22 protein-coding genes and 1 tRNA gene are annotated in these 26,086 nt (G+C 67.4%); 12 read left to right on the top strand and 11 right to left on the bottom strand.

Going from position 1 to position 26,086, the window contains the following annotated elements; all coding sequences use genetic code 11:
* The first annotated feature begins 88 nt into the window (after positions 1–88).
* Entirely contained in the window at positions 89–2,098 is a 2,010-nt protein-coding gene (locus NP825_RS02850) for an alpha-glucosidase (RefSeq protein ID WP_257548209.1), read from the top strand.
* Here the strand turns inward: NP825_RS02850 and NP825_RS02845 are convergent.
* Positions 2,044–2,244, bottom strand: a complete 201-nt coding sequence (locus NP825_RS02845; protein WP_257548208.1) for a hypothetical protein — start codon at positions 2,242–2,244, stop codon at positions 2,044–2,046. The two genes, NP825_RS02850 and NP825_RS02845, sit on opposite strands and share 55 nt — an antisense overlap.
* Positions 2,205–2,960, bottom strand: coding sequence for a LysR family transcriptional regulator (locus NP825_RS02840; RefSeq protein ID WP_257548206.1), 756 nt, complete (start codon positions 2,958–2,960; stop codon positions 2,205–2,207). Before NP825_RS02840 ends, NP825_RS02845 begins: the two co-directional genes overlap by 40 nt.
* A 65-nt stretch (positions 2,961–3,025) precedes the next feature.
* Between NP825_RS02840 and NP825_RS02835 the strand changes: the two genes are divergently transcribed.
* The 3 genes from NP825_RS02835 to NP825_RS02825 all read left to right on the top strand — a co-directional run bounded on the left by NP825_RS02835 (position 3,026) and on the right by NP825_RS02825 (position 7,530).
* Positions 3,026–4,579 carry a glycerol-3-phosphate dehydrogenase/oxidase gene (locus tag NP825_RS02835; protein WP_257548205.1) on the top strand — a complete coding sequence of 518 codons (1,554 nt, stop codon included), beginning with the start codon at positions 3,026–3,028 and terminating at the stop codon, positions 4,577–4,579.
* A gap of 1 nt (position 4,580) precedes the next feature.
* A complete protein-coding gene (locus tag NP825_RS02830; protein ID WP_257548204.1) occupies positions 4,581–5,984 on the top strand; it encodes an FAD-binding oxidoreductase in 1,404 nt (467 codons plus the stop codon).
* 118 nt (positions 5,985–6,102) lie between these two features.
* Complete coding sequence (locus NP825_RS02825; protein WP_257548203.1) at positions 6,103–7,530, top strand: FGGY family carbohydrate kinase; 1,428 nt, start codon at positions 6,103–6,105, stop codon at positions 7,528–7,530.
* Positions 7,531–7,655: 125 nt separating this feature from the next.
* Here the strand turns inward: NP825_RS02825 and NP825_RS02820 are convergent, their stop codons facing one another.
* Positions 7,656–8,492, bottom strand: a complete 837-nt coding sequence (locus NP825_RS02820; protein ID WP_257548202.1) for a hypothetical protein — start codon at positions 8,490–8,492, stop codon at positions 7,656–7,658.
* A gap of 202 nt (positions 8,493–8,694) precedes the next feature.
* On the opposite strand from NP825_RS02820, the gene NP825_RS02815 reads away from it, so the two are divergent.
* Positions 8,695–10,029 carry an MFS transporter gene (locus NP825_RS02815; protein ID WP_257548201.1) on the top strand — a complete coding sequence of 445 codons (1,335 nt, stop codon included), beginning with the start codon at positions 8,695–8,697 and terminating at the stop codon, positions 10,027–10,029.
* The gene (locus NP825_RS02810; RefSeq protein WP_257548200.1) at positions 10,026–11,192 is read left to right on the top strand and encodes an iron-containing alcohol dehydrogenase; all 1,167 of its coding nucleotides are present in this window, start codon (positions 10,026–10,028) and stop codon (positions 11,190–11,192) included. The genes NP825_RS02815 and NP825_RS02810 overlap by 4 nt, the downstream gene beginning before the upstream one ends.
* Before the next feature lie 22 nt (positions 11,193–11,214).
* Here NP825_RS02810 and NP825_RS02805 read toward each other — a convergent pair whose 3' ends face one another.
* The 6 genes from NP825_RS02805 to NP825_RS02780 all read right to left on the bottom strand — a co-directional run bounded on the left by NP825_RS02805 (position 11,215) and on the right by NP825_RS02780 (position 16,846).
* Entirely contained in the window at positions 11,215–11,427 is a 213-nt protein-coding gene (locus tag NP825_RS02805; RefSeq protein ID WP_257548199.1) for a hypothetical protein, read from the bottom strand.
* A gap of 351 nt (positions 11,428–11,778) precedes the next feature.
* Positions 11,779–12,846, bottom strand: a complete 1,068-nt coding sequence (locus tag NP825_RS02800; protein ID WP_257548198.1) for an LLM class flavin-dependent oxidoreductase — start codon at positions 12,844–12,846, stop codon at positions 11,779–11,781.
* Positions 12,843–13,745, bottom strand: a complete 903-nt coding sequence (locus NP825_RS02795) for an aldo/keto reductase family oxidoreductase (RefSeq protein ID WP_374046557.1) — start codon at positions 13,743–13,745, stop codon at positions 12,843–12,845. The genes NP825_RS02800 and NP825_RS02795 overlap by 4 nt, the downstream gene beginning before the upstream one ends.
* Positions 13,746–13,904: 159 nt before the next feature.
* Positions 13,905–15,152, bottom strand: a complete 1,248-nt coding sequence (locus tag NP825_RS02790) for an MFS transporter (protein WP_257548195.1) — start codon at positions 15,150–15,152, stop codon at positions 13,905–13,907.
* 421 nt (positions 15,153–15,573) lie between these two features.
* Positions 15,574–16,578, bottom strand: coding sequence for a LacI family DNA-binding transcriptional regulator (locus NP825_RS02785; protein WP_257548194.1), 1,005 nt, complete (start codon positions 16,576–16,578; stop codon positions 15,574–15,576).
* A 197-nt stretch (positions 16,579–16,775) separates the two neighbouring features.
* Positions 16,776–16,846, bottom strand: a tRNA-Thr gene (locus NP825_RS02780).
* Between the two features lie 289 nt (positions 16,847–17,135).
* Between NP825_RS02780 and NP825_RS02775 the strand changes: the two genes are divergently transcribed.
* Positions 17,136–17,675, top strand: a complete 540-nt coding sequence (locus tag NP825_RS02775; protein WP_257548193.1) for a phosphatase PAP2 family protein — start codon at positions 17,136–17,138, stop codon at positions 17,673–17,675.
* Between the two features lie 22 nt (positions 17,676–17,697).
* Here the strand turns inward: NP825_RS02775 and dgcA are convergent, their stop codons facing one another.
* Together dgcA and NP825_RS02765 are read right to left on the bottom strand one after the other, a co-directional pair.
* Positions 17,698–18,714 carry an N-acetyl-D-Glu racemase DgcA gene (dgcA, locus tag NP825_RS02770; protein ID WP_257548192.1) on the bottom strand — a complete coding sequence of 339 codons (1,017 nt, stop codon included), beginning with the start codon at positions 18,712–18,714 and terminating at the stop codon, positions 17,698–17,700.
* 135 nt (positions 18,715–18,849) lie between these two features.
* Positions 18,850–19,761 carry a LysR substrate-binding domain-containing protein gene (locus NP825_RS02765; protein WP_257548191.1) on the bottom strand — a complete coding sequence of 304 codons (912 nt, stop codon included), beginning with the start codon at positions 19,759–19,761 and terminating at the stop codon, positions 18,850–18,852.
* A 93-nt stretch (positions 19,762–19,854) separates the two neighbouring features.
* Between NP825_RS02765 and astD the strand changes: the two genes are divergently transcribed.
* The 5 genes from astD (at position 19,855) to NP825_RS02740 (ending at position 26,049) form a co-directional block, all read left to right on the top strand.
* Positions 19,855–21,285 (top strand): succinylglutamate-semialdehyde dehydrogenase, encoded by a 1,431-nt coding sequence (gene astD / locus NP825_RS02760; protein ID WP_257548190.1) that lies wholly within the window; start codon positions 19,855–19,857, stop codon positions 21,283–21,285.
* Between the two features lie 86 nt (positions 21,286–21,371).
* Positions 21,372–22,250 carry a MurR/RpiR family transcriptional regulator gene (locus NP825_RS02755; protein ID WP_257548189.1) on the top strand — a complete coding sequence of 293 codons (879 nt, stop codon included), beginning with the start codon at positions 21,372–21,374 and terminating at the stop codon, positions 22,248–22,250.
* 159 nt (positions 22,251–22,409) lie between these two features.
* Entirely contained in the window at positions 22,410–23,444 is a 1,035-nt protein-coding gene (locus tag NP825_RS02750) for a 2-oxoadipate dioxygenase/decarboxylase family protein (protein WP_257548187.1), read from the top strand.
* A 5-nt stretch (positions 23,445–23,449) separates the two neighbouring features.
* The gene (locus tag NP825_RS02745; RefSeq protein ID WP_257551264.1) at positions 23,450–24,841 is read left to right on the top strand and encodes an FAD-binding oxidoreductase; all 1,392 of its coding nucleotides are present in this window, start codon (positions 23,450–23,452) and stop codon (positions 24,839–24,841) included.
* A gap of 5 nt (positions 24,842–24,846) precedes the next feature.
* A complete protein-coding gene (locus tag NP825_RS02740) occupies positions 24,847–26,049 on the top strand; it encodes an aspartate aminotransferase family protein (RefSeq protein ID WP_257548185.1) in 1,203 nt (400 codons plus the stop codon).
* The last annotated feature ends 37 nt before the right edge of the window (positions 26,050–26,086 follow it).

Here is a 26,086-nt window from a genome sequence, read left to right as displayed (position 1 = left end):
ATCGTCGCCCCTATCCTGAGCGCCGCCGCAGGCGGCGTCGAAGGGCGGGGGCGACGATCAAAGATTCGCGATGAAAGGATATTCGCCCATGGCGCTCGACGCGCTCGACACCGGCTTTGCTCTCCGCGTCGGCGGGCGGACGATCCTGTCGCACCGCGCGGATGCCCCCTGTTTTTTCGTCGGGCGCGGTGAGCCACATGTCCACGGGGCGCTCGGCCATTTCGACGTAACGCAGGACATGATCGAGCGGCGGGCGCTGGCCTATGCCGAGATTCAGGGCGATGTCGTGCGCTTTGCCGAAAGCCACGGCGCGCCGTGGCTGCTCGAAGCGGCGGTGTCGGACGACGACAACAACGCGGCGATCGCGCTGAAGGCGCTCGACCCGGCGCTCAACCGGCTGTGGCTGCGCGTTCCCGCGGAGGCGGGCGAGCATGTGTGGGGCGGCGGCGAGCAATTCTCCTATTTCGACCTGCGCGGCCGGCATTTTCCGCTGTGGTCGAGCGAGCCCGGCAACGGCCGCGACCCCTCGTCCTCCCTGTTCCGGCAGGTCGAGGCGCATCGCAAGGGCGGCGGCGGCAGCTATGCCCACACTAATTATCCGCAGCCGACCTATGTGAGTTCGCGGCGCTATGCACTGCACGTCGACAGCTTTGCCTATGCGGCATTCGATTTTCGCAATGCCGATTTCCACGAAGTCGAGGTCTGGGAGATTCCGGCGCGGATCGAGCTGTGGGCGCGCCCGCGTTTCACCGACCTCGTCTCGGCGCTGTCGGCGCGGTTCGGGCGCCAGCCGCCGCTGCCCGAATGGCTGCTGAAGGGCGCGGTGATCGGGCTCAAGGACGGCGACGAGAGCTTTGCGCGGCTCAAGGCCTTTGAGGAGGCCGGGGTCGCGGTGTCGGGGCTCTGGTGCGAGGACTGGGTGGGCCTGCGCATTACCAGCTTCGGCAATCGCCTCTTCTGGGACTGGCAGTGGAATGCGGACCGCTATCCCGATCTGCCGGCGCGGATCGCGGAGCTGCGCGAACGCGGCATTCGCTTCCTCGGCTATGTAAATCCCTATCTTGCGGTCGACGGGCCGCTCTATGCCGAAGCGGCGGCGCAGGGCCTGTTGGTGATGCGGCCCGACCGCGACGAGCCTTATGTGATCGATTTCGGCGAGTTCGATTGCGCGCATGTCGACTTCACCAATCCGGCGGCGGCGGACTGGTTCGCCGACACGATCATCGGCGAGAAGATGATCGATTTCGGCCTGTCGGGCTGGATGGCCGATTTCGGCGAATATCTGCCCGTCGACGTGCGGCTGGCGAACGGCGAGAGCGGGATGACCGCGCACAACCGCTGGCCCGCGCTATGGGGCGAAGTGAATGCCAAGGGGATCGCAGGACGCGGGCAGACGGGCGAGATGATGGTGTTCATGCGCTCGGGCGCCGCCGGGGTGCAGGGGCATTGTCCGATGCTGTGGGCGGGCGACCAGGCGGTCGATTTCAGCCGCCACGACGGGATCGGCACGGTGATCTGTGCGGCGCTGTCGGCGGGAATGTTGGGCAACGCGCATCATCACAGCGATTGCGGCGGCTATACGAGCCTGTTCGACACGGTGCGCGATGCCGAACTGGCGATGCGCTGGGCCGAGATGTCGGCCTTCACATCGATGATCCGCACGCACGAGGGCAACCGGCCGCGGCAGAATGTCCAATATGACGACAGTCCCGAACTGCTCGCGCATTTCGCGAAGATGACGCGGATTTACGCGCATCTGGCGCCCTATGTCCGGCGGTTGTCGCGGGAAGCGTCGGAGACGGGGTTGCCGGTGCAGCGGCCGCTGTTCCTGCATTTCGAGGACGATCCCGAAACCTATGCGATCCAAACCGCCTATCTGCTCGGCCCCGACCTGCTCGTCGCGCCGGTGGTCGCGGCGGGGAAAAGCGAGTGGACGACCTATCTGCCCGCGGGGGCCGAGTGGGTGCATGTCTGGTCGGGCAAGACTTACGCGGGCGGCGGCGATGCGACCGTGGCGGCGCCGTTCGGGGAGCCGCCGGTCTTCTATCGCGCCGAGTCGCCGGACGCGGCGCTGTTCGCCGGGATCCCCTCGGCCTGAGCGACATCCTTGAGCACCGCGACGAAGGCGGCGACGAGCGCGCTGCGACTACGGTTGCGCAGGAGGTGGATGGCGTCGCGGGTGACCTCCGACGGCGGGAGGGCGATCATCGCGAGGCCGCTGCGCAGCGCAAGACGCCGCGGCACGACGGTGATCGCGCGACCGCTGCGCGCCATGTCGAGGCAGGCGGCGGTGGAATCGAGTTCGTAATCGGGGAACTGTCCGGCGGCGAAGCGCGTGCGGATCGCGCGCGGAAAATTGCTGCCCGGCGCGGGGCGCGGGAGCGCCCAGGGGAAAGCGCCACTGTCGCCCTCCCCCGCGCGAGCGGGTGATCGAGCGCGCAGACGAGCACCAGCGGCTCGGGCGGCAGCGGGATGCACAGCACTTCGTCGGCGTGGGCGGACGTGGCGAATTTCGCGCGATTGCAGACGACGAGATCGAGGCGGCGGTCGACGAGGGTTTCGAGCAATTGCTCGGACGGTCCGCCGGTGACGGTGACGCGCACCCCCGGATGCCCCTTGGCGAAGCGCGCGATCGCGTCGGTGAGCAGGGGTTGCAGCGGATAAGGACCGGCGCCGACCGCGACGGTGCCGCTGCTCGGCTGGCCGAGCCCGCGCGCTTCCTGTTCGAGGTTCGCCGAAGCGGCGATGACGTCGCGCGCCGAGCGGATCAGGCGGTCGGCATCGCTCGTCGGTCGCACATAGTGCGTGGTGCGGTCGAACAGCGTGGTCCCCAGTTCCTCCTCGAGCTTCTGGATCGAGCGGGTCAGCGCCGATTGCGTCAGGCCGAGTTCGTCGGCGGCGCGCGCATAGCTGCCGAGACGGTAGAGCGTGTCGAAATGACGAAGGCGGCGGAGGTTCATACCGCGCACCATATCATTCCCATTATGCAATACCAATGCCGCTGTGATGCGCTTAGCGTGACGCCATGAGCAGCACCCAACTCGACGCGCGGACGCGGCGCCAGGCTTTTGCCGAACTCGAAGCGCGCACCTTCGACCTTGCGGTGATCGGCGGCGGGATCACCGGTGCCGGGATCGCGCGCGATGCGGCGATGCGCGGGCTGTCGGTCGCGCTGGTCGAGGCGCGCGACTATGCGAGCGGGACGAGCAGCCGGTCGTCGAAGATGATCCACGGCGGTCTCCGCTATCTGGCACAGGGCGATATCGCGCTGGTCAAGGAGGCGGCGTCGGAACGGCAGGTGTTGCGGGGGATCGCGCCGCATTTGACGAGATTGTCGCCTTTCCTGATCCCGACGACGAACATGGCGATGACCGCGAAACTGCGGACGGGGCTGTGGACTTTCGAGAAATTGGGCGGGGTGCCCGAGGCCGAGAAGCATGAAGTGATCGGCCTCGCCGAATTGCAGCGGCGCGAGCCGCTGATGCGCACCGACCGGCTGAATGGTGCGGTATTATACCCCGAATTCCTGACCGACGATGCGCGGCTCGTGCTCGCGAATATCCGCAGCGCGCAGGGTGCGGGCGCGGTGGTGATCAATCATGCGGCGGCGTCGGACCTGACGGACGACGGGCTGGTCGCAACATCGTCGCTGGGCGATAGTCTCGGCGCGCGGATCAGGGCGAGGCTGGTCGTGAACGCCGCGGGCGCGTGGGTCGACGCGGTGCGCGGGCTCGAAGCGGGCGAAGGCGATACGCGGCTGTCGCTGAGCCGCGGCATCCACTTGGTGCTGCCGCGCGAACGGTTGCCGATCAACGCGACGATCATCATCCGCGCGCCCGACAAGCGCAGCATCTTCGCGGTGCCGCGCGGGGCCTTCACCTATATCGGCACGACCGACGTCTTCCACGACGGCGCCGATTACTGGCCCGCGCCGACGCGCGCGGACATCGACTATCTGCTGCGCGCCACCGAAGCGGCGCTGAGCATCGACCCGATCGGGGATGCCGAGATCGTTTCGCTATGGTCGGGGGTGCGGCCGCTGATCGCGCAGCCGGGGAAGAAAGCGAACGAGGTGTCGCGCAAGGACGAGATCTGGACCTCGCCGAACGGACTCGTCTCGATCGCGGGGGGCAAGCTCAGCGCCTATCGCGCGATGGCCGAACGCGTCGTCGATCTGGTGGTCGAGCGGCTGGGCAGGAACGCCCTGCCCTGTTCGACCGCCGAAGTGTCGCTGCCGGGCGGGTCGCGCGAGGTGCGGCTGGCGGGGCTAGATCCGCTGGCGGCCGAACGGCTGGCCGGGCTTTATGGCGACGAAGCCAACGAGATACTGATCGCGGGCGGCGACGTCGCCGCCGAAGCGGCGCGCGCGGTGACGCACGAGGGCGCAGCGCGGCTCGAGGATTATTGGGTGCGGCGCAGCGCACGCGCCTGGTTCGACGAAGGCGCGGGTCTTGCCGCGCTGGCGCCCGCCGCCGAGGCGATGGGCGAGTTGCTCGGCTGGGATGACGCCATGAAGGCAGCCGAGCTCGCGCATTGCCGACGGATCAACGATGAGAGCCGCCGGTTTTTGGGAGAGTGAGATGAGTTCGATTGCCGAAGCCCTAGCGAGCGCCGTCGGCGCCGATCGCGTCGCGAGCGACACCGATGCGCGACAAGCGCGGCGTTACGACCAGTGGGCGGTCAAGCATCTGCGCGACTGGCGCGGCGAATCCGTGCCCGCGCCGGGCTGCGTCGTGCGGCCGCAATCGGTGGAGGATGTGCAGAAGGTCGTGCGCCTTGCCGCCGAGCGCCGCGTGCCGCTGATCCCCTACGGCCTCGGCAGCGGGGTGTGCGGCGGGATCGAGCCGACGCCGGATGCGATCCTGCTCGACATGAGCACGATGAACCGGGTCCGCTTCATCGACAGCGACGATCTGCTGGCGAGCTTCGATGCCGGACTCAACGGCATGGAAGCCGAAGAAGCGGTCGCGGCCCACGGCCTGACGATCGGCCACTGGCCGCAGTCGATCGCGATCAGCAGCGTCGGCGGCTGGGTGTCGACGCGCGCCTCGGGGCAATTTTCGACCGCCTATGGCAATATCGAGGACATCATCCATTCGATCGAGGCGGTGCTGCCGAACGGCGAACTGGTGACGCTGGGCAAGGCGGTGCGCGCCGCCGCCGGGCCCGATCTTCGCCACCTGCTGATGGGCGCTGAAGGGACGATGGGCGTCATCACCGGCGTGACCTTCTCGCTGCGCGCGAAGGCGCCGCACCGCGATTACAGCATCTTCTATGCGAACGACATGCGCGCCGGGTTCGAGGCGCAGCGGCGGATCGTCCGCGCCGACTGGCGCCCGCCGGTGATGCGCCAATATGACGGGCGCGAGGTGCGGCGGCTGTTCCGCGATTATGAACAGGGCGGCAAGGCAATGCTGCTGATGGTCCATGAAGGCCCGAAAACCCGTGTCGACGTCGAACTGGCGGCGATGCACGAGATTTGCGCCGCTGCGGGGCTTGAGGCGGGCGATCCGACGGCGGCGAAGCAATGGATCGAAAAGCGCAACCATGTGCCGAGCTGGCGCGATATGTTCGAGCGCGGCTATGTCGCCGACACGGTCGAGATTTCGGGGCGCTGGAGCGAGATCGGCGCGATCTACGACGACAGCATCGCGGCGCTGAACGCGATCCCTGGGGTCATCAACGCATCGGCGCACAGCAGCCATGTCTACCGGTCGGGGATCAACCTCTATTTCAGCCTCGCCGCGACCTTCGAGGACAGCGCGAAGATGGAGCCCGCCTATTTCGCGGGCTGGCGCGCGATCATGGAAGCGACCGCGAAGCATGGCGGCGGGGTCGCGCACCATCATGGCGCGGGGCGATTGCGCAAGCCGTATCTGCACCATGACTTGGGCGAAAATGGCGTGGCGCTGTTGCGGCGGATCAAGCATTGTCTCGATCCGGAGGGGATCATGAATCCGGGCAATCTGATACCCGATGCGTGAACAGGGCATCCATACACCCCGTCTCCCCGAGCGAAGTCGAGGCAGCGACGGTGCAGGTTCTCGCTTCGCTCGAACAAGCCCCTCGTCTTCGCTCGGGGATGCGGAATAAGATGGGTCAGTGAGTAAGGACGGCTCCCTCCTCCTCGCGCTCGATGCAGGCACCACCGGCGCCCGCGCGATGCTGGTCGATCCGGCGGGCATGGTGCTGGGCGTCGACAAAAGGCCGATCGCCAGCCGCTTTCCCGCCCCCGGACTGGTCGAGCAGGACGCCGGCGCGGTGTGGGAGATCTGCCGCGCGGTGATCGATGGCGCGCTGGCCGCCGCCGGGCGCGGCATCGCCGACGTCGGCGCGATCGGCGTGACGACGCAGCGCGCGAGCGTGGTCCTGTGGGACCGCGCGACCAGCGAGCCGGTCGCGCCGATGCTCGTGTGGAGCGACCTGCGCGGGATGGACGAATATAAGGCGCTGCGCGCGGCGGGCTTCACCGCCTGGCCGCAGGTGCCCTCCGCCAAGCTGCCCGCAGCGATCGCACTGTCGGGGCGCGATCCCAAGGACTTGCAATGGGGAACGCTCGATAGCTGGCTCACTTACAAGCTGAGCGGCGCGCATGTCACCGATGCCTCGGCGGGGTGGCTGACGGGCTATTATGATTTTGCACACGGGAGCGGGTGGGACGCGGCCTTGCTGGCGCACCAGCGCCTGCCCGCGAGCCTGTTCCCGGCGCAGGTCGAAAGCTGGGGCACGATCGCCGAAACCGACCGCGCCGTGCTCGGCGCTCGGGTGCCGATCACCGCGCTGATCGCCGATCAGGAGGCGGCGATGGTCGCGCATGGCGCGCTGGCGCGCGGCGACTGGAAAGCGACTTACGGCACCTCGGGCGTGCTGATGGCGGGAACCGGCGACGCGCCGCAGGAGGTGCATAAGAGTATGCCCGCCGAGGCGCTTGCCTTCGCTGGCGGCAAGCGGCGCTTCTGCGTCGAAGGGATGGTCAACACGACCGGATCGCTGATCGAGTGGCTGTGCGGCGGGCTGGGACTGTTCGCGTCGCCGGCGGCGATGGAAGCGGCGGCGGCTTCGGTGAGCACGGCAGGGAATGTCGTGGTCCGGCCGTCGCTGGCGGGCATGGGGGCGCCGCATGGGCTGTTCGAGGCGCGCGGACTGATCGCGGGGCTGAGCTTTGCCGATGGACCGGCCGAGGTCGCGCGGGCAGCGTTGCAGGGCATCGCCTTTCGCTTTCGCGAGATCGCCGAGGTGATCGCCGACGCGCTGCCGGTGCCCGAGGCGCTGCCCGTCGCGGGCGGGCTGTCGGCGAGCGATACGCTGATGCAGTTGCAGGCCGATGCCTTGCAGCGCCCGGTGCGGCGCCACGCGGTGCGCGAGGCGAGCGCCTATGGCGCGGCGCTCGCGGCGGGGATGGGCGCGGGGCTGTTCGGGGAAAGCGACTTTCAGCGGCTGGCGCGATATGACGCGGAGTTCCTGCCGAAAGTCGGGCGCGACGAGGCCGATGCGGCATTCGCGCGGTGGCGGGCGGCGGTGATGGTGTGAGATACCACCTTCCTTGTGCCCCTGCGAAGGCAGGGGCCCATCACCGAACGCGCGTATTCTGCACCACGGGTTGCTTGACAACGAGAGGGCCGGTGATGGGCCCCTGCCTTCGCAGGGGCACAGGGCTAGGCCCCGCTCACCTCGCGCCACAGCCCGCGCACGATGTCGCGCATTCGTTGCGCCTCGTCCCAGCGGTTCGTCAGTTCGCGGCCATCGGGCGCGGTGATCGCGTAGGGCGGCGGGCCGAGTTCGCACATAAAGGTCAGCGCGTCATCGTCGCGCGCCTGTTCGAGCCACAGCTCGAAACCGCGGCGCCACCAGGCGACATGCTGGTCAAGCCAGCCCTTGTGCTGCGGCGCATCGAGCGCGACCTGCACCTGATGCGTCGTCGAGACGCGGCCGTGGAAATTTTGGCTTCCCTGCAGGATCGTCTCGATCGCCGCGAGCTGGTCGCCGCGCAGCGGCAATTCCATCTCGCCCGCGACCGGATAGTGCGAGAGGTCGGCGGTCAGTGGCAGGCCCGGGCGTTCCTCGATCAGCCGCAGGGTGAAGAGGAGATCGTTGGTGAGGCGGCCGCGATGGGTCTCGAACCAGACGGGCAGCGGCGCGTCCTTCGCCACCGCAGAGAGGCTGTCGACGAGGCGCAGCGCGGCGCTGAAATCGGCCGTCGGACCCGCGATCTGGACGTTGAGATGATGCGCGCCGAGCCGCTCCGCCTCGCCGATCCAATGGCTGAGCTGATCGGCGTCGTGGACGAGCACCTGCCCCTCCCACGCAAGGCCGCGCGGGTTCAGGACGCGCGCGACGCCGTCGGTGCGCGCGATGCGCGCGAGGTTGGTCCCGACGCCGTCGAACCCCGCCGCGACAACCTGCTCGAGCGCATCGTCGAGACGATTTTCGATGTCGAAGCCAGGACATTGGTCGAGGCCCCAGACCGATTGAAGGACGAGCAGTTGCGGCATGATTCCCCTCTCAGACAGCGTTGTCATATCGTGGTGGGGGTGGGAGTCAACCAACTGCCCGACAAATGCGAAACACCCTCGTCATGCCGGACTTGATCCGGCATCCATTCAGGCCGGCAAAGGAAGAATGGACCCCGGATCAAGTCCGGGGTGACGAAACAAGAGAATGGGGTGATAGGATGAAATATGGTGAGAGGACGAAATGAACGACGAATCCCCCGCCCCGCCCGCCCTTCCGCCGGTATCGCCCGCCTATCGCCGCTATGCGCTGACGGTGTTGCTCGTCATCTATATCCTCAATTTCCTTGACCGGCAGATCGTCTCGATCCTCGCCGAGCCGATCAAGCACGATCTCCATCTCGCCGACTGGCAGCTCGGGGTGATGACCGGGCTGGCCTTCGCGCTCTTCTACACCGTGCTCGGCATTCCGATCGCGCGCCACGCCGAGACGGGGCACCGGCCGCGGATCATCGCGGCGGCGGCGGGGCTGTGGAGCCTGTTCACCATCTCGTGCGGCCATGCGCAGAATTTCGTCCAGCTCACGCTGTGCCGCATCGGCGTCGGGATCGGCGAGGCGGGCTGCACCCCGCCCGCCCATTCGCTGATCACCGATTATACGCCGCGCGAAAAGCGCGCCTCCGCTCTCGCCTTCTATTCGCTGGGCACGCCGCTCGGCGGGCTGCTCGGGCTCGCGCTCGGCGGGCTGATCGCCGACGCCCATGGCTGGCGGACCGCCTTTCTGGTCGCCGGGCTGCCGGGGCTGCTGATGGCGGTCGTCGCCTGGACGACGTTGCGCGAGCCGCGACGGCAGATGCATGTCGACCTCGCCGTGCTGAAGGCCGCGCGTCCCGACTTCAAGACCGCGATGGCGGAGATCCGCGGCAAGCGCACCTTCTGGCTGATCGCCTTCGCCGCCGCGATCAAGGCGTTCATCGGCTATGGCGCCGCGGCTTTCATCGCGCCCTTCTTCTTTCGCAACCATGCCGAGGAGCTGACCGGCATCGCAGCCGATTTCGGGCTGGGGCTGACCGGCTTCCTCGGCGTCGCGCTCGGCATCGTGCTCGGGCTGACCGGCGCGGTCGGGACGTGGCTGGGCGGCTGGCTCGCCGACCGCTATGGCGGGCGCGACCTGCGCGCCTATGTCGGCATCCCGGCGATTTCAACCCTGCTCGGCATCCCTTTCTATGTCGCCGCGCTGCTCGTCGATTCGGCGGTGACCGCGCTGATCCTCTTCGCCTTTCCGCCGATCCTCAACACGCTCTGGTACGGGCCGGGCTACGCCGCGGTGCAGGGACTGGTGCGGCCGCAGACGCGCGCGACCGCGTCGGCGGTGCTGCTGTTCATCATCAACCTGATCGGGCTGGGGCTCGGCCCGCTCGGCGTCGGCGCGGTCAGCGATTTTCTAAGCGGGCCGATGGGGCTAGGGTCAGCGGAGGGCGTGCGCTGGTCGCTGATGATCTTCATTATGTTCGGCGCGCTCGCCTCGGCGCTGTTCTGGATGGCGCGCAGTTCGATCCGTGAGGAGATGATCAGTTGAGTATCGCCAGCATCGCTTTGCCCCGCATCCTGCGCATCGGCGGGGGCGCATCGAAAGAGCTGCCCGAGGTGCTGGCGACGCTGGGGCTGGCGCGGCCGCTGATCGTCACCGACGCCTTTCTGCTGGGCAACGGGCGCGTCGAGGAGTTGGTGGGCGGGCTGGCGGCGGCGGGGATCGCCGCGCGCGTCTTTGCCGACACGGTGCCCGACCCGACGGTCGCGTCGGTCGACGCCGGGGTGGCCTGTCTGCATGAGGGCGATCACGACTGCATCGTCGGCTTCGGCGGCGGCAGCCCGCTCGACAGCGCCAAGGCGATCGCGGTGCTGGGCGAGCATGGCGGGGCGATGGCCGACTACAAGGCGCCGCATGTGCAGGACGCGCCGGGACTGCCGGTGATCGCGATCCCGACGACGGCGGGCACGGGTTCGGAGGCGACGCGCTTCACGATCATCACCGACGAGGCGACCGACGAGAAGATGCTGTGCCCCGGCCTCGCCTATCTGCCGGTCGCGGCGCTGGTCGATTATGAGCTGACCTTCACTAAGCCGCGGCGGCTGACCGCCGACACCGGGATCGATTCGCTGACCCACGCGATCGAGGCCTATGTGTCGAAGCGCGCGAATCCGTTCAGCGACGGCATGGCGCTGCTCGCGATGCGCGCGATCGCGCCGAACCTGCGCCGCGTGTGCCGCGACCCGATGGATGCGGCGGCGCGCGCGGCGATGATGCTGGGCGCGACGCAGGCGGGAATCGCTTTCTCGAACAGCTCGGTCGCGCTGGTTCACGGGATGAGCCGGCCGATCGGCGCGCATTTCCATGTCCCGCACGGCTTGTCGAACGCGATGCTGCTTCCCGCGGTGACGGCGTGGTCGGCGCCCGCGGCGCTTCATCGCTACGCCGACTGCGCGCGGGCGATGGGGGTGGCGGACGAGACGGAGGGCGACCAGGCGGCGGTGGCGCGGCTGCTCGACGAACTGGCGGCGCTCAACCGCGAGCTCGAGGTGCCGGGGCCGGCGGCGTGGGGTATCGACGCGGCGCGCTGGGAGGCGCTGGTCCCGACGATGTGCGCGCAGGCGGCGGCGTCGGGGTCGCCCGCGAACAATCCGCGCGTGCCCGATGCGGAAGAAATGGCGATGCTGTATGCGCAGGTGTGGGCGGGGTAGCCCGAGGTTTCGTTCAAAGCCGTCAGCAAACGTCGACGTCGGAATAATCGCTTGAACAACTGGATTGTTTTCCGCGCAGAGTAGCGCAGCCCGACGCGCGAATGATCGTCGTCACATTGCCGATCGCATCCGTCGCGACGGGTCCAAACTCCACTATCCCACTACCACCATTCCATTCAGGCATTCGGGCAATGGCGACCCCCTGCCGTTCCATGGCACGGGTCAGTTGCGCCAAGCACGCGGGACTTCCTTCGACCGACAACCTCCAATGGCTTTCGGCGGATAACGATGGCGCGTCTCCGCACGACAAAAGCGCCATACATGAAGCTAAGGTCATAATTCGGCCAGCCTGCATGGATATGTTGTTACATTACTGGCGGGGCGATAGCCAGCGCGACCGGCACGATCCCGTTCATCCTCCCGCAACCCGCGCTCTGCTTAAGCGCGCTCGCCCCGTCTCCCTCTCTCCTACGTCTCATCGAGGAGGCGGGGCATCCCCTTCATCGTCATTGCGAGCGAAGCGAAGCAATCCAGAGTCAGCGTAAACCGCTCTGGATTGCTTCGCTTCGCTCGCAATGACGAAGTTTCAGAGCGCCAGCGGCCCGTGCGTCATCTTCGGCAGGACGTGGCGGGCGAAGAGATCGGCCTCCGCCGCGTGGGGGTAGCCTGACAAAATGAACGCCTCGATGCCCATGTCCTGATAGCGGGCGAGCTTCGCGAGCACCTGATCGGGATCGCCGACAATCGCGGCGCCGCAGCCCGAGCGGGCGCGGCCGACGCCGGTCCACAGATTATCCTCGACATAGCCGTCGTCGGATGCGGCCTCGCGCAAGGCGACCTGCGCGTTGACGCCGAACGACTGCGAATCGAGCGACTTGGCCTTGATCGCAGCGCCCTTGGCGGCGTCGAGCTTCGAGAGCAGGCGGTCGGCGGCGGTGCGCGCCTCGGCCTCGGTGTCGCGGACGATCATGTGCGCGCGATAGCCGAACTTGAGCGTGCGGCCATAAGCGGCGGCGCGCGCGGTCATGTCGGCGATGATCTCCTTCACCACCTCCTCGCGGTCGGGCCACATCAGGAAGACGTCGCAGCCTTTCGCGGCGGCGTCGCGCGCGGCGGGGGAAAGCCCGCCGAAATAGAGCGGCGGCGCCTTGCCCGACACCATGCCGATGCGCGGCGGATCGAGCTTCAGCTTCCAGAACTCGCCGTCATGGTCGAGCGCCTCGCCATTGAGCAGCGTCTTCAGGATATGCATCGCCTCGACCGTGCGGCGATAGCGCGGTTCGGACTCCATCGTCTCGCCCGGCATGTCCGACGAGATGATGTTGACCGTCAACCGGCCGCCCAGGATACGGTCGATCGTAGCGATCTGGCGCGCAAGCTGCGGCGGCCAGCTTTCGCCGATGCGCACCGCCATCAGCAGGCGGATGCGCTTGACCATCGTCGCGATCGCCGCGGCGAAGGCGGTGGTGTCGATGCCGAGCGCATAGCCCGATGGGAGCAGGATATTGTCGAATCCCAAACTGTCCGCCTGCATCACGATGTCGCGGCAATGCTCCCAGCTCGATTTGAGCATCGGGTCGGGGACGCCGAGAAATTCATAGTCGTCGTCGCAAAGCGCCGAAAACCAGCTCACTTCGCACATGCGATCGGTCATGGCAGATTCTCCCCCATCGAAGTTTGCAGCACCGCGTACCATTCGGCGCGCGTCCAGCGCGGCACGAAAGCCTGCGGGATTTCCTTGATCCGGCCCGGATTTTGGGTGCCGACGATCGGGATCGGGCGGGCGGGATGCGCCATCACCCAGCTATAGGTCGCGGCGGCGCGCGAGACGTCATATTCGGCGGCCTTGGCGTCGAGCAGCGCGGCGATGGCGCGCGCGCGTTCGTCGGCCGGATCGCCGAGCCGGCCGCCGCCGAGCGGCGACCAGGCGAGGAAGGTCATGCCCTCCGCCATCGACTGGTCGAAGATGCCGTCGAACAGCGGGTTCAGGTGAAGCGGCGAAAATTCGCTCTGGTGGCTGACCAGCGGAACCGGCAGAAATTTGGCGAGCGCCGCCGCCTGCGACGGCGTGAAATTCGAGACGCCGATCGCGCCGATCTTGCCCGCGCGATGCGCTTCCTCGAGCGCGCGCGCCGCTTCCTGCGGATGGGTGAGCAGGTCGGGGCGGTGGATCTGCCACAGTTCGACACGGTCGGTGCGCAGGCGCTTCAGCGAAATGTCGATCGCCGAGGCGAGATAGGGCGCGCTGCTGTCGTAAGGCACGCCGAGGATGATCCCGCCCTTGGTCGCGAGCAGCATCTTGTCGCGCAAGGCAGGCGCTTCGGCGAAGACCTCGCCGAGCAGCGCCTCGGCCGAGCCGAAGCCGCCGGGGGTGTCGCAGCCGTAGATGTCGGCGGTGTCGAAGAGAGTCACCCCCGCCTCGAACGCCGCGTCGATGCGCGCGCGGGCAGTGCCGACGTCGGCACCGGCGAAGCGCCACATGCCCCATGCGATGGGAGCGACCTCATGGCCGGCGAGAGTCACGGGGGCGGGAGCGGGCAGATAATCTGACATCGCTGTCATATACTCCATGGTTTAACGGATGGGAAGCGGGTTTCTATACGGTGCAGCTAATCTTTTACGTTGTCATCCCCGCGAAAGCGGGGACCTAGAGCGGGCATCGGCTTACCCCACCCTGGGTCCCCGCTTTCGCGGGGGTGACGAGAATTACCTTCAATGCGCCAGCACCTGCGCCTCGCCATCTTCCTCCTCGTCCACCGCGACGATGCGCGGCAGGATGAGGTGGATTGCGGCGAGCGCGACGAGATAGGTGAAAGCGCAGATGAGCATCATCGGCATGTAGCCACGGCCGGTGTCGAGCGACCAGCCCGCGAACTCGATCATCGCCATGCCCGACAGATTGCCCGCGAAGGCGCCGATACCGATCACCGAGCCGACGATCTTTGCTGGAAAAACATCGGTGGTGAGGCCGAAGAGATTGGTCGAGAACCCCTGATGCGCGAAGAGGCCGAGGCCGAGGATCGCGGCGGCGACCCACGCGCTGTCGGCGTGCACGAGCAACGGCACCGGCAGGATCAGCAAGGCGTAGAGCAGCATCGACGTCTTGCGCGCGGTGTTGACGCTCCATCCGCGGGTCATCAGCAGCGACGGCAGGAAGCCGCCGGTGATGCCGCCAAGCGCCGCCATGAAATAGACGAAGGCGACCGGAAGCCCGAGCGTTCCCTGACTCAGCCCGAAGACGCGGTGGAAGAGGTCGGGCATGAAGAAGAGCAGGAACCACCAGACCTGATCGGTGAGCGCCTTCCCCAGGATTACCGCCCATTGGCGGCGGTCGCGCAGCAGGCTGCCCCATGCGATCTTCGTCGCGGCGGCGTCGGCGGCGCCGGGCTGTTCGGGGATGCGCACCATCAGCCACACCGCGACCCAGACGAGCCCGAGCCCGCCCGCGATCAGAAAGGTCGACTGCCACCCCCACATCAGCGCCATCAGCGGAATCAGCAACGGCGTCAGGATCGCCCCCACATTGGGGGCGATGCCGCCGAGGCCGAGAACGATCGAGCGCTCCTTCGCATTGAAATAGGTCGCGGCGGTCTTCACCGCCGCCGGGGTGCCGATCGATTCGGCAGCGCCGAGCACCGCACGCGACGTGACGAAGCCCGCGACGGTCGTCGCGAAGGCGTGCGCCATGCCCGCAAGGCTCCACACCCCGACCCCGATCGCAAAGCCGCGGCGCAGCCCGACCTTGTCGATGAACCAGCCGGTGCCGAGAAAGGCGAGCGCGGCGGCGAACTGAAAGGCCGAGGCCATGTGGCTGTAATTGCGGTCGCTCCAGTCGAATTCGGCCTGGAGGGTCGGCTTCAGGAGTGCGAGAATCTGGCGGTCGACATAGTTGAGGACGATGGCGACGAAGACGAGTCCCACCAGCAGCCAGCGGCGTTTATCGGCGATTTGCGCCACCATCGTCTCTCCCCGAATCTCTTTTCGTGCTGCGATCAGATAACGCTGTCATATGAGAATGGACAGACGTTTTTTCACTATGCCGGTTTTGGGGTGGGAGCAGCCCCTTCCTAACTTTCGTCATCCCGGACTTGATCCGGGATCCATTCATCCGGCGCTGAGAGAATGGATCCCGGATCAAGTCCGGGATGACGATGCAAGATAGGTCCGCTTCCGGTCGTTAGCAGCCGTCACGGCGCCAATTGCGATCGGAGGCCGAAATGGGGTGGAGAGCTGTCCCTCCCCACCTTCGTCATTCCCGCGAAAGCGGGAACCCAGAGCGTGCGTCGGCTGAACCCACTCTGGGTTCCCGCTTTCGCGGGAATGACGAAGATAAGAGATGCTGAGCGCGACTTTCAGGCCGTCGCCTTCGCGGGGGCGACGGTTAATGGCCCGGCGGCGCCGTCGACCCGCGCACGACCAATTCGTGCGGCAATTGCCGCCGCTCGATCCGTTCGCCGAATTCGAGCAGCAGATCGGCAGCGGCATAGCCGAGGTCGCGGATCGGCTGGCGGATCGTCGTCAGCGCCGGCCAGACGACCTGCGCAAGGTCGGTGTCGTCGAAGCCCGCGACCGACAATTGGCCGGGCACCGACACGCCTCGGCGATGCGCGGCGGCGAGAACGCCCGCGGCCATTTCGTCGCTGCTCGCAAAGATCGCGGTCGGCGGTTCGTCGAGGGCGAGCAGCGCCTCGGCCGCCGCGGCGCCCGACGGAAAATCGAACTGGCCGGGAAAGACGAGCGCCGCATCGAAGCCGATGCCCGCCCGCTGCAGCGCCTGCCGATAGCCGGTCAGCCGCTGGCCGCTGGCGAAATAATTGGCATGGCCGGTGACGAGCCCGATACGGCGATGGCCGAGCGAAATCAGATAGGCGGTCATGTCGTCGGCTGCCTGCACATTGTCGATATAGACCGCGGAGGTCGCGGTGAGGTCGGTCCCCGGCTGGACGCGAACGACGGGAATCCTGCGGCGGAACAGCTCGGCGAGCGCGGTGCCGACGTCGGTCACCGGCGGGGTCATGATGATGCCGTCGAGCTGCGCCTGATCGATCAGCGCGCCGATGTCGTCGACCAGCCCCGGCGAATTAATGTCGCACGGCTGGACGATCATGCGGAAGTCGGCTTCGCGACAGCGCTGTCCGACCCCGGCCTGCATGTTGAAGATATAATAGGGGCTGGGGTTGTCGTGGATCAGCCCGATCTGGAACGACCGCCGCCCCGCGAGCGTGCGCGCGGCGAGGCTGGGATGATAATTGAGCCGCGCGACGGCTTCCTCGACCTTTTGCCGCATGTCGTCGCTGACATAGCGTTCCTTGTTGAGGACGCGCGAGACGGTCTTGATCGACACGCCCGCGACGCGCGAAACATCCTTGATCGTCGCCCGGGTCATGCGCGCATGCGCTCCGCGCCCGTGAGGCAATATGACATCCCGGCTCCCCTGCTGTCACCGCTGTCTGCTTAGGCACGTCACTCGCTCTTTCGCAAGCGAAGCCTGAAAGCGCATGGCTTTGCCGCGCTCCGCGAAGGGGCCCACCGACACGCGAAAGGCCTTGCAGCCGGCCCTCTCGAATTTGCCTGGGGAAGGGGTGGTGGCTTACAGGACTCGAACCTGTGGCCCCATCATTACGAATGATGTGCTCTACCAACTGAGCTAAAGCGGCAACGAGGCGCGCCTCTATCAGCGTGGCGAAACGAAAACAAGCATCTTGGAACGACTTTGGCAGGGAGGTGCCCGCCAATCGGCAGCATCGCCCGTCAGGGCCGGGAATCGCTTGTCGATCCCGGCAGGACGGTCCTTGTCATGCCACGTTATGCCACCGCGAATATCGACGTCGCGCGGAGGCAGGCGCCGCTTTGCTTCGTGGCCCAAGTGCGATATGCCGGCACCCGGCAAATGGGGCTTGCCGTTTCGGGTCCATCGGCCCTCTACGATGAGGGGAGTTTGCCATGCGTAAAATGTGGATCGTCGCGGCGGTTGCGACCGGCCTGTCGGGCGCCGCGCCTGCTCACGCCAGCGAAAAGGGATGGAACGACGCGGGGTCGATCGCGCGCGACGCGCTGGTCGTCGCGGCCTTCGGCGTGCCCGCGGTCCAGGGCGACTGGGACGGGGTATTACAGGCAGGCGGCAGCATCGGCGTCGCCGCCGGCGTCACCTATGGCCTCAAGGAAGCTTTTCCCGAACGGCGCCCCGACGGCAGCGATACCAGGAGCTTCCCGTCGGGTCATACCTCGATGTCCTTCGCCGCGGCGGCGACGCTGCAGAATCGCTATGGCTGGAAGGTCGGCGTCCCGGCGCAGCTTGTCGCGGTCTTCGTCGGATTGAGCCGCGTCGAAGCCCGGAAACATCATGTCCACGACGTCCTCGTCGGGGCCGCGATCGGCGAGGCGTCGGGCTTTCTGATCACCCGCCGCGCCAGCGACCGCGTCCAGGTCTTTCCCTGGGGCGACACCAAGGGCGGCGGCGTCGCGGTGACGATGCGCTTCTAGAATGGCAGATGCGGCGGCCGGTTCATCCCCATAAGGCGGGCTCGGCCGGGTGGACGAGACCCTCTTCATACCGCATCGCGGGGGTCCGGTCCCAGGCCAGCAACAGGGGGCCATCGAGGTCGACGAAGCGCGCGCGCTGGGCGACGATATGGGCGGGCGCCATCGCCAGCGACGTGCCCGTCATGCAGCCGACCATGAGGCCAAGCCCCGCCGCCTCCGCCGCATCGGCAAGCGCCAGCGCCTCGCTCAGCCCGCCCGTCTTGTCGAGCTTGATGTTGATATAGGCATAGCGCCCGATCACCGCCGGCAGCGACTGGCGGTCGAGACAGCTCTCGTCGGCGCACAGGGGGACCGGGCTGGCATAATCGGCGAGCGGGCCGTCGCGACCGGGCGGCAGCGGCTGTTCGATCAGCGCGACGCCGAGTTCGGCCAGCGCGGGCGCCATGTGCCGCAGGCCCTCCATCGTCCAGCCGCCGTTGGCATCGACGATCAGTTCGGCATCATCGCGCGCGCGCCGCACCGCCGCGACCCGCCGCAGGTCGAGCGCCGCTTCCTCGCCGCCGAGCTTGATCTTGAGGCGCGTCCACGCCGTCCTGCGCGCCGCCTTTTCGGCCATGGCGGCGGGCGCATCGATGCCCAGCGTGAACACGGTCGGCAGGGCCGCCGGCGCCGGACATCCCGCCAGCGCCGCGACGCTGGTGCCGCGCCGTTTCGCCTCGAGATCCCACAAGGCGCAATCGAGCGCGTTGCGGATCGGACGGGAGAGCGGCAGCGCGGCAAGGTCGGCGCGATTCAGCCCGCGCGCGACATGGTCCGATAACGCCCACAGCTCGGCCATCGCCTGGTCGCGGAGCGCCGGATCGCTTTCGTGCGGTTCGCATTCGCCGCGCCCGACATGACCGTCGGCGGCGATTTCCGCGACCATTACCTGACTATGCCGAAATTCGATCCGCGAAATCCGAAACGGCTCGCGCAGCGGGATATTCTCCGCGAACACATGCAGCGAGGGTGCGGCCGGCTGGCCGGGGCGGGACATCATCGGCGTTCCTGTAGCGACCGTCTATCGAACCGGGCATTGCACCGGCCACTAATGACATCAAATGTTCAATTATTTGTCAATGTAAAATATATAACATACCTGACCATCGCCCCACTGTCACCCGACCCGCCGCGCTCAGGCCGATTCCGACCGCGTCCGGGCCGCTTCCGCCACGATCCAATCGCGCAGCAGGCGGAATCGCGGATAGCCGAGCCGGTCGTGCGGATAGACGAGATAATAGGCCAATCGGCTCTGCAACGGCCGGTCGACCGGAACGACAAGCGCGCCGCTCGCCAGCTCCTGCGCGACGAGGAAGCGCGGCATCATCGCCACGCCGCCGCCCGATACTGCCGCCTGCGCGAGCATCATGAAATGATCGAACCGGCCCGACAGTTTCACCGGCCCCGTCACGCCGTTCAATGCAAACCACTCCTCCCAGGCGCTCTGGCGCAGCGACTGGCCGAGCAGCGGGCAGCCGATCAGGTCCGCCGCGCCGGCGATATCATGGTCGGCCAGAAAAGCCGGCGCGCAGACCGGCACCGATTCCTCGGGAAACAGCAGGTCGTGCGCGACATTTTCCCAATCGGGCCGGCCATAATGGATCGCGGCGTCGAATCCGCTCGCCGCCAGTTCGAACGGCTCCGACCGCGCGGCCATATTGACCACCATTTCGGGATGAGCGCTGGTCAATTGCGGCAGGCGCGGCGCCAGCCAGCGCATGCCGAAGCTGGGCAGCGTGGCGATGGTGAACTCGCCGTCGCGGCGTTTCGCCATCGCCTCGCCGGTCGCGCGGCGGATTGCGTCGATCGCGGGGCCGATCGCTTCGGCATAGGCCGCGCCCGCTTCGGTCAGCACGATGCGCCGCCCCGCCCGGTGGAACAGCGCCTGCCCGACAATCTCCTCCAACTGCGCGATCTGGCGACTGACGGCGCTCTGCGTCAGGCCGGTTTCGCGGGCCGCCAGCGATACGCTTTCGTGACGCGCGGCGATCACGAAGCTCTGCAGCACGCCGACGGGCGGCAGCAGGCGGCGGCGCAGGTCGTTCATTCCATTTCCTCATAAGCAATTGCCGCAATCTCGTTGGAAGATCGCGCGGCATCTACGTAAGAAATGTGACAGATATTGATAAGGAGTGCAATCATGAGCGTTTCGTTCCGCTCCACCTGCCCGGCCGACGACAGCCTGGTGTGGGAAGGCCCCGCCGACGAAGCCGCCGCCTGCGCCGCCGCCGTTCACCGCTGCCGTGCGGCGCAGCCCGGCTGGGCGGAAACCCCGCTCGATGCGCGGATTGCCGTGGCGAAGCGTTTCGCCACGCTCGCGCGCGAACGCGCCGACGAAATCGCCGCGCTGATTTCCCGCGAAACCGGCAAGCCATTGTGGGAGACGAAGACCGAGGCGGCAGGCATCGCCGGCAAGGTCGATCTCTCGATCGCGGCACAGGCCGAGCGCGCGGGCGAACGGCTGTCGCCCACCCCCTTTGGGCAAAGCGCGCTCCGGCATCGTCCGCATGGCGTGCTCGCCATATTGGGCCCGTTCAACTTTCCGGCGCATCTGCCGAGCGGGCACATCATCCCCGCCCTGCTCGCCGGCAATTGCATCGTCTTCAAGCCGTCCGAGCTGACGCCGGCGGTGGGCGAGATGCTGGTCGGGCTGTGGCGCGATGCCGGGCTGCCGCCGGGCGTTCTCGAACTGGTGCAGGGCGGGCGCGAAACCGGCGCGGCACTGATCGATTGCGCGATCGACGGGCTGCTGTTCACCGGCTCCGCACGCGCGGGCCTGCATTTCCAGCAGCACTTCGCGGCGCGCGCGGGCTTTCTGCTCGCGCTCGAACTGGGCGGCAACAATCCGCTGATCGCGTGGGACGGCGATGCCGACGTCGCGGCGGAGACCATCGCCCAATCCGCTTTCCTGACCGCGGGGCAGCGCTGCTCGTGCGCGCGGCGGCTGATCGTCCCCGACAACGACGACGGCCGCGCGATCGTCGATGCCGCCGTCGCGCTTGCCGAACGGCTGCGGATCGGCCGCTGGGACGCCGACCCGCAACCTTTCATGGGCTCGCTGATCTCGGCCGAGGCCGCGGCGTCGGTCGATCGGGCAATCGATCGGCTCGCGGCGCAGGGCGGCCGGGTCCTCACCGGCACCCGGGACGCGCTGCCGGGCCGGGCTTTCCGGGCCCCGACGATCGTCGACATGAGCGCGGCGCGGCGCGACGATGAAGAGATTTTCGGCCCCGTTCTGCAAGTGCTGCGCGTGCCCGACTTCGATGCCGCGATCGCGGCGGCGAACGACACCGCCTATGGCCTGTCGGCGTCGCTGCTCAGCGCCGACGACGGCCTGTGGAATCGCTTCCTCGCCCGCTCGCGCGCGGGGGTGGTCAACCGCAACCGGCCGACGAACGGCGCCGCGTCGAACCTGCCCTTCGGCGGCTCCGGGGCGTCGGGCAACCATCGCCCCAGCGCTTGGTATGCTGCCGATTATTGCGCCTATCCGGTGGCGAGCGCCGAGGCCGCGTCGCTCCAGCCCGGGCAACCCGACCTTTCGCCCTTTCTGGAGCCCGGCCCCGCAGCGTAGCGCCGTTTGCCCGCCCGCGGATTGCTTGCTTCTCGATGACGTCAGATTTATGAAATCGCGATAGCAATGTTCCAATAGAGAGCGGAATGCCGGACATTTTCGAGCGCCTGGAAGCGGAAAACGAGACTTATACCGCGGCGGAGCGCCAGATTGCGCTCTTTCTGCTCAACAATCGCGACCTCATTCCGTTCGAGACCGCCGCCTCGATCGCCAATCGCCTCGGCGTCAGCGCGGTGACGGTGGGGCGCTTTTGCCGGATGCTGGGTTTCCAGCATTTCCGGGAGTTGAAGGAGCAATTGCGCAGCTCCGCGAACCTGCCCTGGCTGCAAGGAAATGAATTCCAGGAATTTCTGTCCGACTTCAGCGACAGCGACAAGCGCCGCAAGACGCTGGAGCGCGAAATCGAACTGATGGTCGCGGTGTACGAACGGTCCCAGAACAAGGTCTGGAAGGATGCGGTGGCGCTGATCGCGGCCGCCGAACGCGTCCAGATCGTCGGTTTCCAGACCGAACGGGGAATTGCGGCGCTGCTGGCGCATAATCTGCAATATGTCCGCCCCGGCATCGAACTGATCGACGGCTCTTCGGGGCATTTCGCCAATCTTCTGCTCGAGCGTCCCAAGGGCCGCTGCCTGATCATCATCGACATACGCCGCTATTCGAACCAGTCGCGACAACTGGCCGAAAAGGCGGTCGAGGCCGATATTCCGCTGATCATCATCACCGACACGCTGTGCGACTGGGCGCCGCGCCTGACCGCCCATACCTTGACCGCCGACGCCGACGGCGCGCTGTTCTGGCATTCGTCGGTGCCGATGGTGGCGCTGCTCAACCTGCTGATCAACGATGTGGTCGGCAAGAGCGGCGGACATGACGTCGAGCGCCGGCTGGAGCAGGTCAGCACGCTCTATGATGAATTCACCGGCTTTGTCCGCCCCGGCCGCAGCCGCGGCGCGCCGTCCTGAGGCGGCTCAGTAGCAGATAACGGCGGGCGACCGGCGGCCGTGTCCAAGGGACAGCAAGGAAACCTACATTCCGGCTGCGAATGAATAGCTGCGGATCGATTGATGGAATTTCGCCCGATTGCGCCGCATCGGGGGCGCACCACAATCGGCGAGGCACCCATGACGAACCAGATCAGGCCGCACCATTTGGAAGAGATGCTGGCGGCTATCGTCGGCCCCGATCGGGCCGCGCGCGCGCTCGATCGGATCGCCGTCCCGGCGGCGGTGGACTGGTCCAGGGCCGATGGCCGCATATCGGCCGCAATGCTGGCGATGACGCTCAATATCCTTCTGTTTTCCGACCTCTATGACCGGGTGCCGACGGCGCGCCGCTGGATCGAGGAGCAGGCTGCGGAGGGATCGGCGCAATGGCTCGACCATGGCGCGCTTCGCACGATCCGCTTTCCCGGCCGCGGAACCGGCGCGTTGCCCGGCGGCATCGATGCCTTTGCCCGCATTCTCCTCCCGCTGGGCTATGAGGCAGCGGCCGATTACCCCCTGCCCCGGCTCCGGATGACCGGCCGCGCATTCCGGCATCGCGACCTCCCCGACGCGGTGCCGCAGTTCTTCGTCAGCGAATTGCACGTCGACCAATTCGACGCCGTCTTCGTCGATGCCGCGAACCGGGTGTTCGGGTCGAGCCACGACCCGCTGTCGCCGCTGTCGCGGGCGTTGCTCGACCTTCTGGGCCAGCAGGGCTGGCTGACGCGCCAACAGGCCGGCGAACTGCTCCCCGCGATCGTGGGGGCCTTTTCGCGCACCCACGATATTCCGCACCTCGCGGATTATGACATTCTGCGCGCCGGCTCGTCCGAGGCGGCGTGGATTGCAACCGAGGGCAACGCCTTCAATCATGCGACGAGCCGCGTCGCGGATGTCGGCGCGCTGGCAGGGCAGCTCCGGCAGCAGGGCTATCCGGTGAAGGAGGCGGTGGAACATTCCGCGTCAGGACGCGTCCATCAAACGGCCTTCCGGGCGGACCCGGTATCGCGGCGCTTTCGCGACGACGATGGCGCGATCGTCGAGCGCGTGGTGCCCGGATCCTTCTATGAATTCATCACCCGCGACATCGACCCCGCCACCGGCCGGATCGATCTGGCGTTCGATAGCGGCAACGCCACCGGCATCTTCGCCGTGACGCGGGCGGCGGCGTGATCCGCATGGAGCCGTTGATCGCCGCACTGACCGCCCTTCTCGGTCCGAAGCATGTGATCGTCGATCCGCCCGACCTGGCCGGCCTCGCCCGCGATGGCCGCGGCGCGTTCGGCCGGCCCTTGTGCGCCGTGCGTCCGGCCACGGCCGCGCTCGTCGCCGACGCGCTACGATTGTGCGGAGACTTCAGCGCGGTCGCGGTGCCGCGCGGCGCGGGCACGGGCCTGTCCGGCGGAGGCTGCGCCGACGACAGCGGATCGCAGGTCGTGATCCTGACCGACGGGCTCGGCGGCGCGATCGAGATCGATGCGGCGAACCGGACCGCGACCGTCGGTGCGGGTGTCCGTCTCTCGGCACTCAACGCGGCGGCACGCGACCACGGCCTGTTCCTGCCCATCGACCTGGGGGCCGACCCGTCGATCGGCGGCATGATCGCGACCAATACCGGTGGCGCGCGCTTGCTGCTCCACGGCGACATGCGCCGGCACGTTCGCGCGATCGAGGTGGTGCTGAACGATGGCGAGATCGTGCAATTGGGAAGCCCGCTGTGGAAGGACAACAGCGCCCTCGACCTCAAACAGATGTTCATCGGCGCGGGCGGAACGACGGGGATCGTCACCGGCGCGACGATCGCGCTCACCCCCCTGCCCCGGCATCAGGTGACCGCGATGCTGGCGCTGGCCGACGCGCGATCTGCGGTCGATCTGCTCCTGTCGGCGGAAAGCCACTTCGGGACGCTGCTGACGGCGTTCGAGGGGATGTCGATGGCGGCCGTCCAGGCCGCGCTGGATCATGTCCCTGGTCTCGCATCCCCTTTCCCGCATGCCCAGCCCGGCTATGTCGCGATGCTCGAACTGTCCGGAAATGCGGTGTGCGATACGGCGACGCTCGAAACCGCGCTGGCGGAATGGTGCGCGCCCTTCCTGCAGGAGGAGGGGCCTGTTATCGACGCGGTGGTCGACAGCGGGGGACGGCACTGGGCCGTCCGCCACGCCATTACCGAGGGCATTCGCAGCCGGGGCAGCGTCATCGCGTGCGACATCGCCGTGCGGCGCGGCGACATCATGGCATGCCGCGCGCATCTGCTGACCGAGGTCGCCGCGCGCTGGCCCGACCTCGCGGTCCATGATTTCGGCCATATCGGGGACGGCGGGCTGCACTTCAACCTGGTCTGGCCGCATCAGCTGGGCGCCGCACCCACGGGCCTGGCCGAAGCGGTGCGGACGTGCGTTTTCGACATCGTCGTGCGCCATTACGGCGGCAGCTTCAGCGCCGAGCACGGCGTCGGCCCGCGCAACATCGATCATTACCGGCGGCTGGTTCCCACTTCGATCCAGACGCTTTCGACCCGGATCACCGATCAATTTTCCGCCCCGAATGCAATTCTTGAGCAAGGATGAAAGCCATGTCCATATCCCCCCTTCTGCCCGTCTATAATCGCGCCGAGCCGGTGTTCACCCATGGCGAGGGTGCGTGGATCGTCGCCGACGACGGCCGCCGCTTTCTCGACTGTGTGGCGGGTATCGCGACCAACGCGCTGGGCCACGCCCATCCGCGGCTGGTCGATGCGCTGACGCGGCAAGCCGGAAAATTGTGGCATATTTCGAACGTCTTTCGCGTGCCCGGTCAGGATGAACTGGCGAAGAAGCTGATCGCCGCCACCTTTGCCGACACCGTCTTCTTCGCGAACAGCGGAACCGAGGCGATCGAATGCGCGCTGAAGATGGCGCGCAAATATCACGCGGCCAAAGGCCGGCCGGAGCGGATCGACGTCATCGGCTTTGGCGGATCGTTCCACGGGCGCAGCTATGCGGCGGTGAACGCATCGGGGAATGCCGCTTATCTCGACGGCTTCGGCCCGCGCCTGCCGGGCCATATCCAGCTTTCGGTCGACGACCTGCCCGCGCTGCTCGCGGCGATTGCCGCGCCGACGACCGCCGCCGTCATCGTCGAGCCGGTGCAGGGCGAAGGCGGCGCGCGCGCGCTGTCCGGCGAATGGCTGCAGACGGTCCGCCGCGCCTGCACGGAAGCGGGCGTGCTGTTGATCCATGACGAGGTGCAATCGGGCATGGGCCGGACCGGAAAGCTGTTCGCGCATCAATGGTTCGACGACGCCGCCCCCGATATCATGGCGATCGCCAAGGCGCTGGGCGGCGGCTTTCCCGTCGGCGCCTGCGTCGCGACCGAAGATGCGGCCAGCGGCATGACCGCAGGCGCGCACGGATCGACCTTCGGCGGCAATCCGCTCGCCATGGCGGTCGCGAACGAGGCGTTCGACCTGATCAGCGCCCCGGGCTTCCTCGACCAGACGGTGGCGGCCGCCGCGCGGCTTCGCGCGGGGCTGGAGGACGTGGCGGCGCGCCACCCGGAGCTCGTGGTCGACGTGCGCGGCAAGGGGATGCTGATCGGCGTCAAGCTGACCGGCAACAATCGCGAATTCATGGCGATGGCCCGCGAAAAACTGCTGCTCGTCGCGGGCGGTGGCGACAATTGCGTGCGGCTTCTGCCGCCGCTGAACCTCAGCGAAGCCGAAGCTGACGAAGCGGTGGCCCGCTTTGAGGCGACACTGGAACTGGCGGGCGAGCGCTGGGCGAAACAGGCCGCCTGATCCGCGTTTCGGCGGGCAGACCCCCATTCCTGTCCGC

The organism is Sphingopyxis sp. DBS4, assembly GCF_024628865.1.
Lineage (GTDB): Bacteria > Pseudomonadota > Alphaproteobacteria > Sphingomonadales > Sphingomonadaceae > Sphingopyxis.
Note: the sequence above shows the minus strand (reverse complement) of the source record. Positions and strands in the feature narration are given on the sequence as shown.

Coding starts and splice junctions, on each gene's coding strand:
- NP825_RS02850 (WP_257548209.1), top strand. CDS start 89: ATGGCGCTCGACGCGCTCGACACCGGCTTTGCTCTCCGCGTCGGCGGG.
- NP825_RS02840 (WP_257548206.1), bottom strand. CDS start 2,960: ATGAACCTCCGCCGCCTTCGTCATTTCGACACGCTCTACCGTCTCGGC.
- NP825_RS02835 (WP_257548205.1), top strand. CDS start 3,026: ATGAGCAGCACCCAACTCGACGCGCGGACGCGGCGCCAGGCTTTTGCC.
- NP825_RS02830 (WP_257548204.1), top strand. CDS start 4,581: ATGAGTTCGATTGCCGAAGCCCTAGCGAGCGCCGTCGGCGCCGATCGC.
- NP825_RS02820 (WP_257548202.1), bottom strand. CDS start 8,492: ATGCCGCAACTGCTCGTCCTTCAATCGGTCTGGGGCCTCGACCAATGT.
- NP825_RS02815 (WP_257548201.1), top strand. CDS start 8,695: ATGAACGACGAATCCCCCGCCCCGCCCGCCCTTCCGCCGGTATCGCCC.
- NP825_RS02800 (WP_257548198.1), bottom strand. CDS start 12,846: ATGACCGATCGCATGTGCGAAGTGAGCTGGTTTTCGGCGCTTTGCGAC.
- NP825_RS02795 (WP_374046557.1), bottom strand. CDS start 13,745: ATGTCAGATTATCTGCCCGCTCCCGCCCCCGTGACTCTCGCCGGCCAT.
- NP825_RS02790 (WP_257548195.1), bottom strand. CDS start 15,152: ATGGTGGCGCAAATCGCCGATAAACGCCGCTGGCTGCTGGTGGGACTC.
- NP825_RS02785 (WP_257548194.1), bottom strand. CDS start 16,578: ATGACCCGGGCGACGATCAAGGATGTTTCGCGCGTCGCGGGCGTGTCG.
- NP825_RS02775 (WP_257548193.1), top strand. CDS start 17,136: ATGCGTAAAATGTGGATCGTCGCGGCGGTTGCGACCGGCCTGTCGGGC.
- dgcA (WP_257548192.1), bottom strand. CDS start 18,714: ATGATGTCCCGCCCCGGCCAGCCGGCCGCACCCTCGCTGCATGTGTTC.
- NP825_RS02765 (WP_257548191.1), bottom strand. CDS start 19,761: ATGAACGACCTGCGCCGCCGCCTGCTGCCGCCCGTCGGCGTGCTGCAG.
- astD (WP_257548190.1), top strand. CDS start 19,855: ATGAGCGTTTCGTTCCGCTCCACCTGCCCGGCCGACGACAGCCTGGTG.
- NP825_RS02755 (WP_257548189.1), top strand. CDS start 21,372: ATGCCGGACATTTTCGAGCGCCTGGAAGCGGAAAACGAGACTTATACC.
- NP825_RS02750 (WP_257548187.1), top strand. CDS start 22,410: ATGACGAACCAGATCAGGCCGCACCATTTGGAAGAGATGCTGGCGGCT.
- NP825_RS02745 (WP_257551264.1), top strand. CDS start 23,450: ATGGAGCCGTTGATCGCCGCACTGACCGCCCTTCTCGGTCCGAAGCAT.
- NP825_RS02740 (WP_257548185.1), top strand. CDS start 24,847: ATGTCCATATCCCCCCTTCTGCCCGTCTATAATCGCGCCGAGCCGGTG.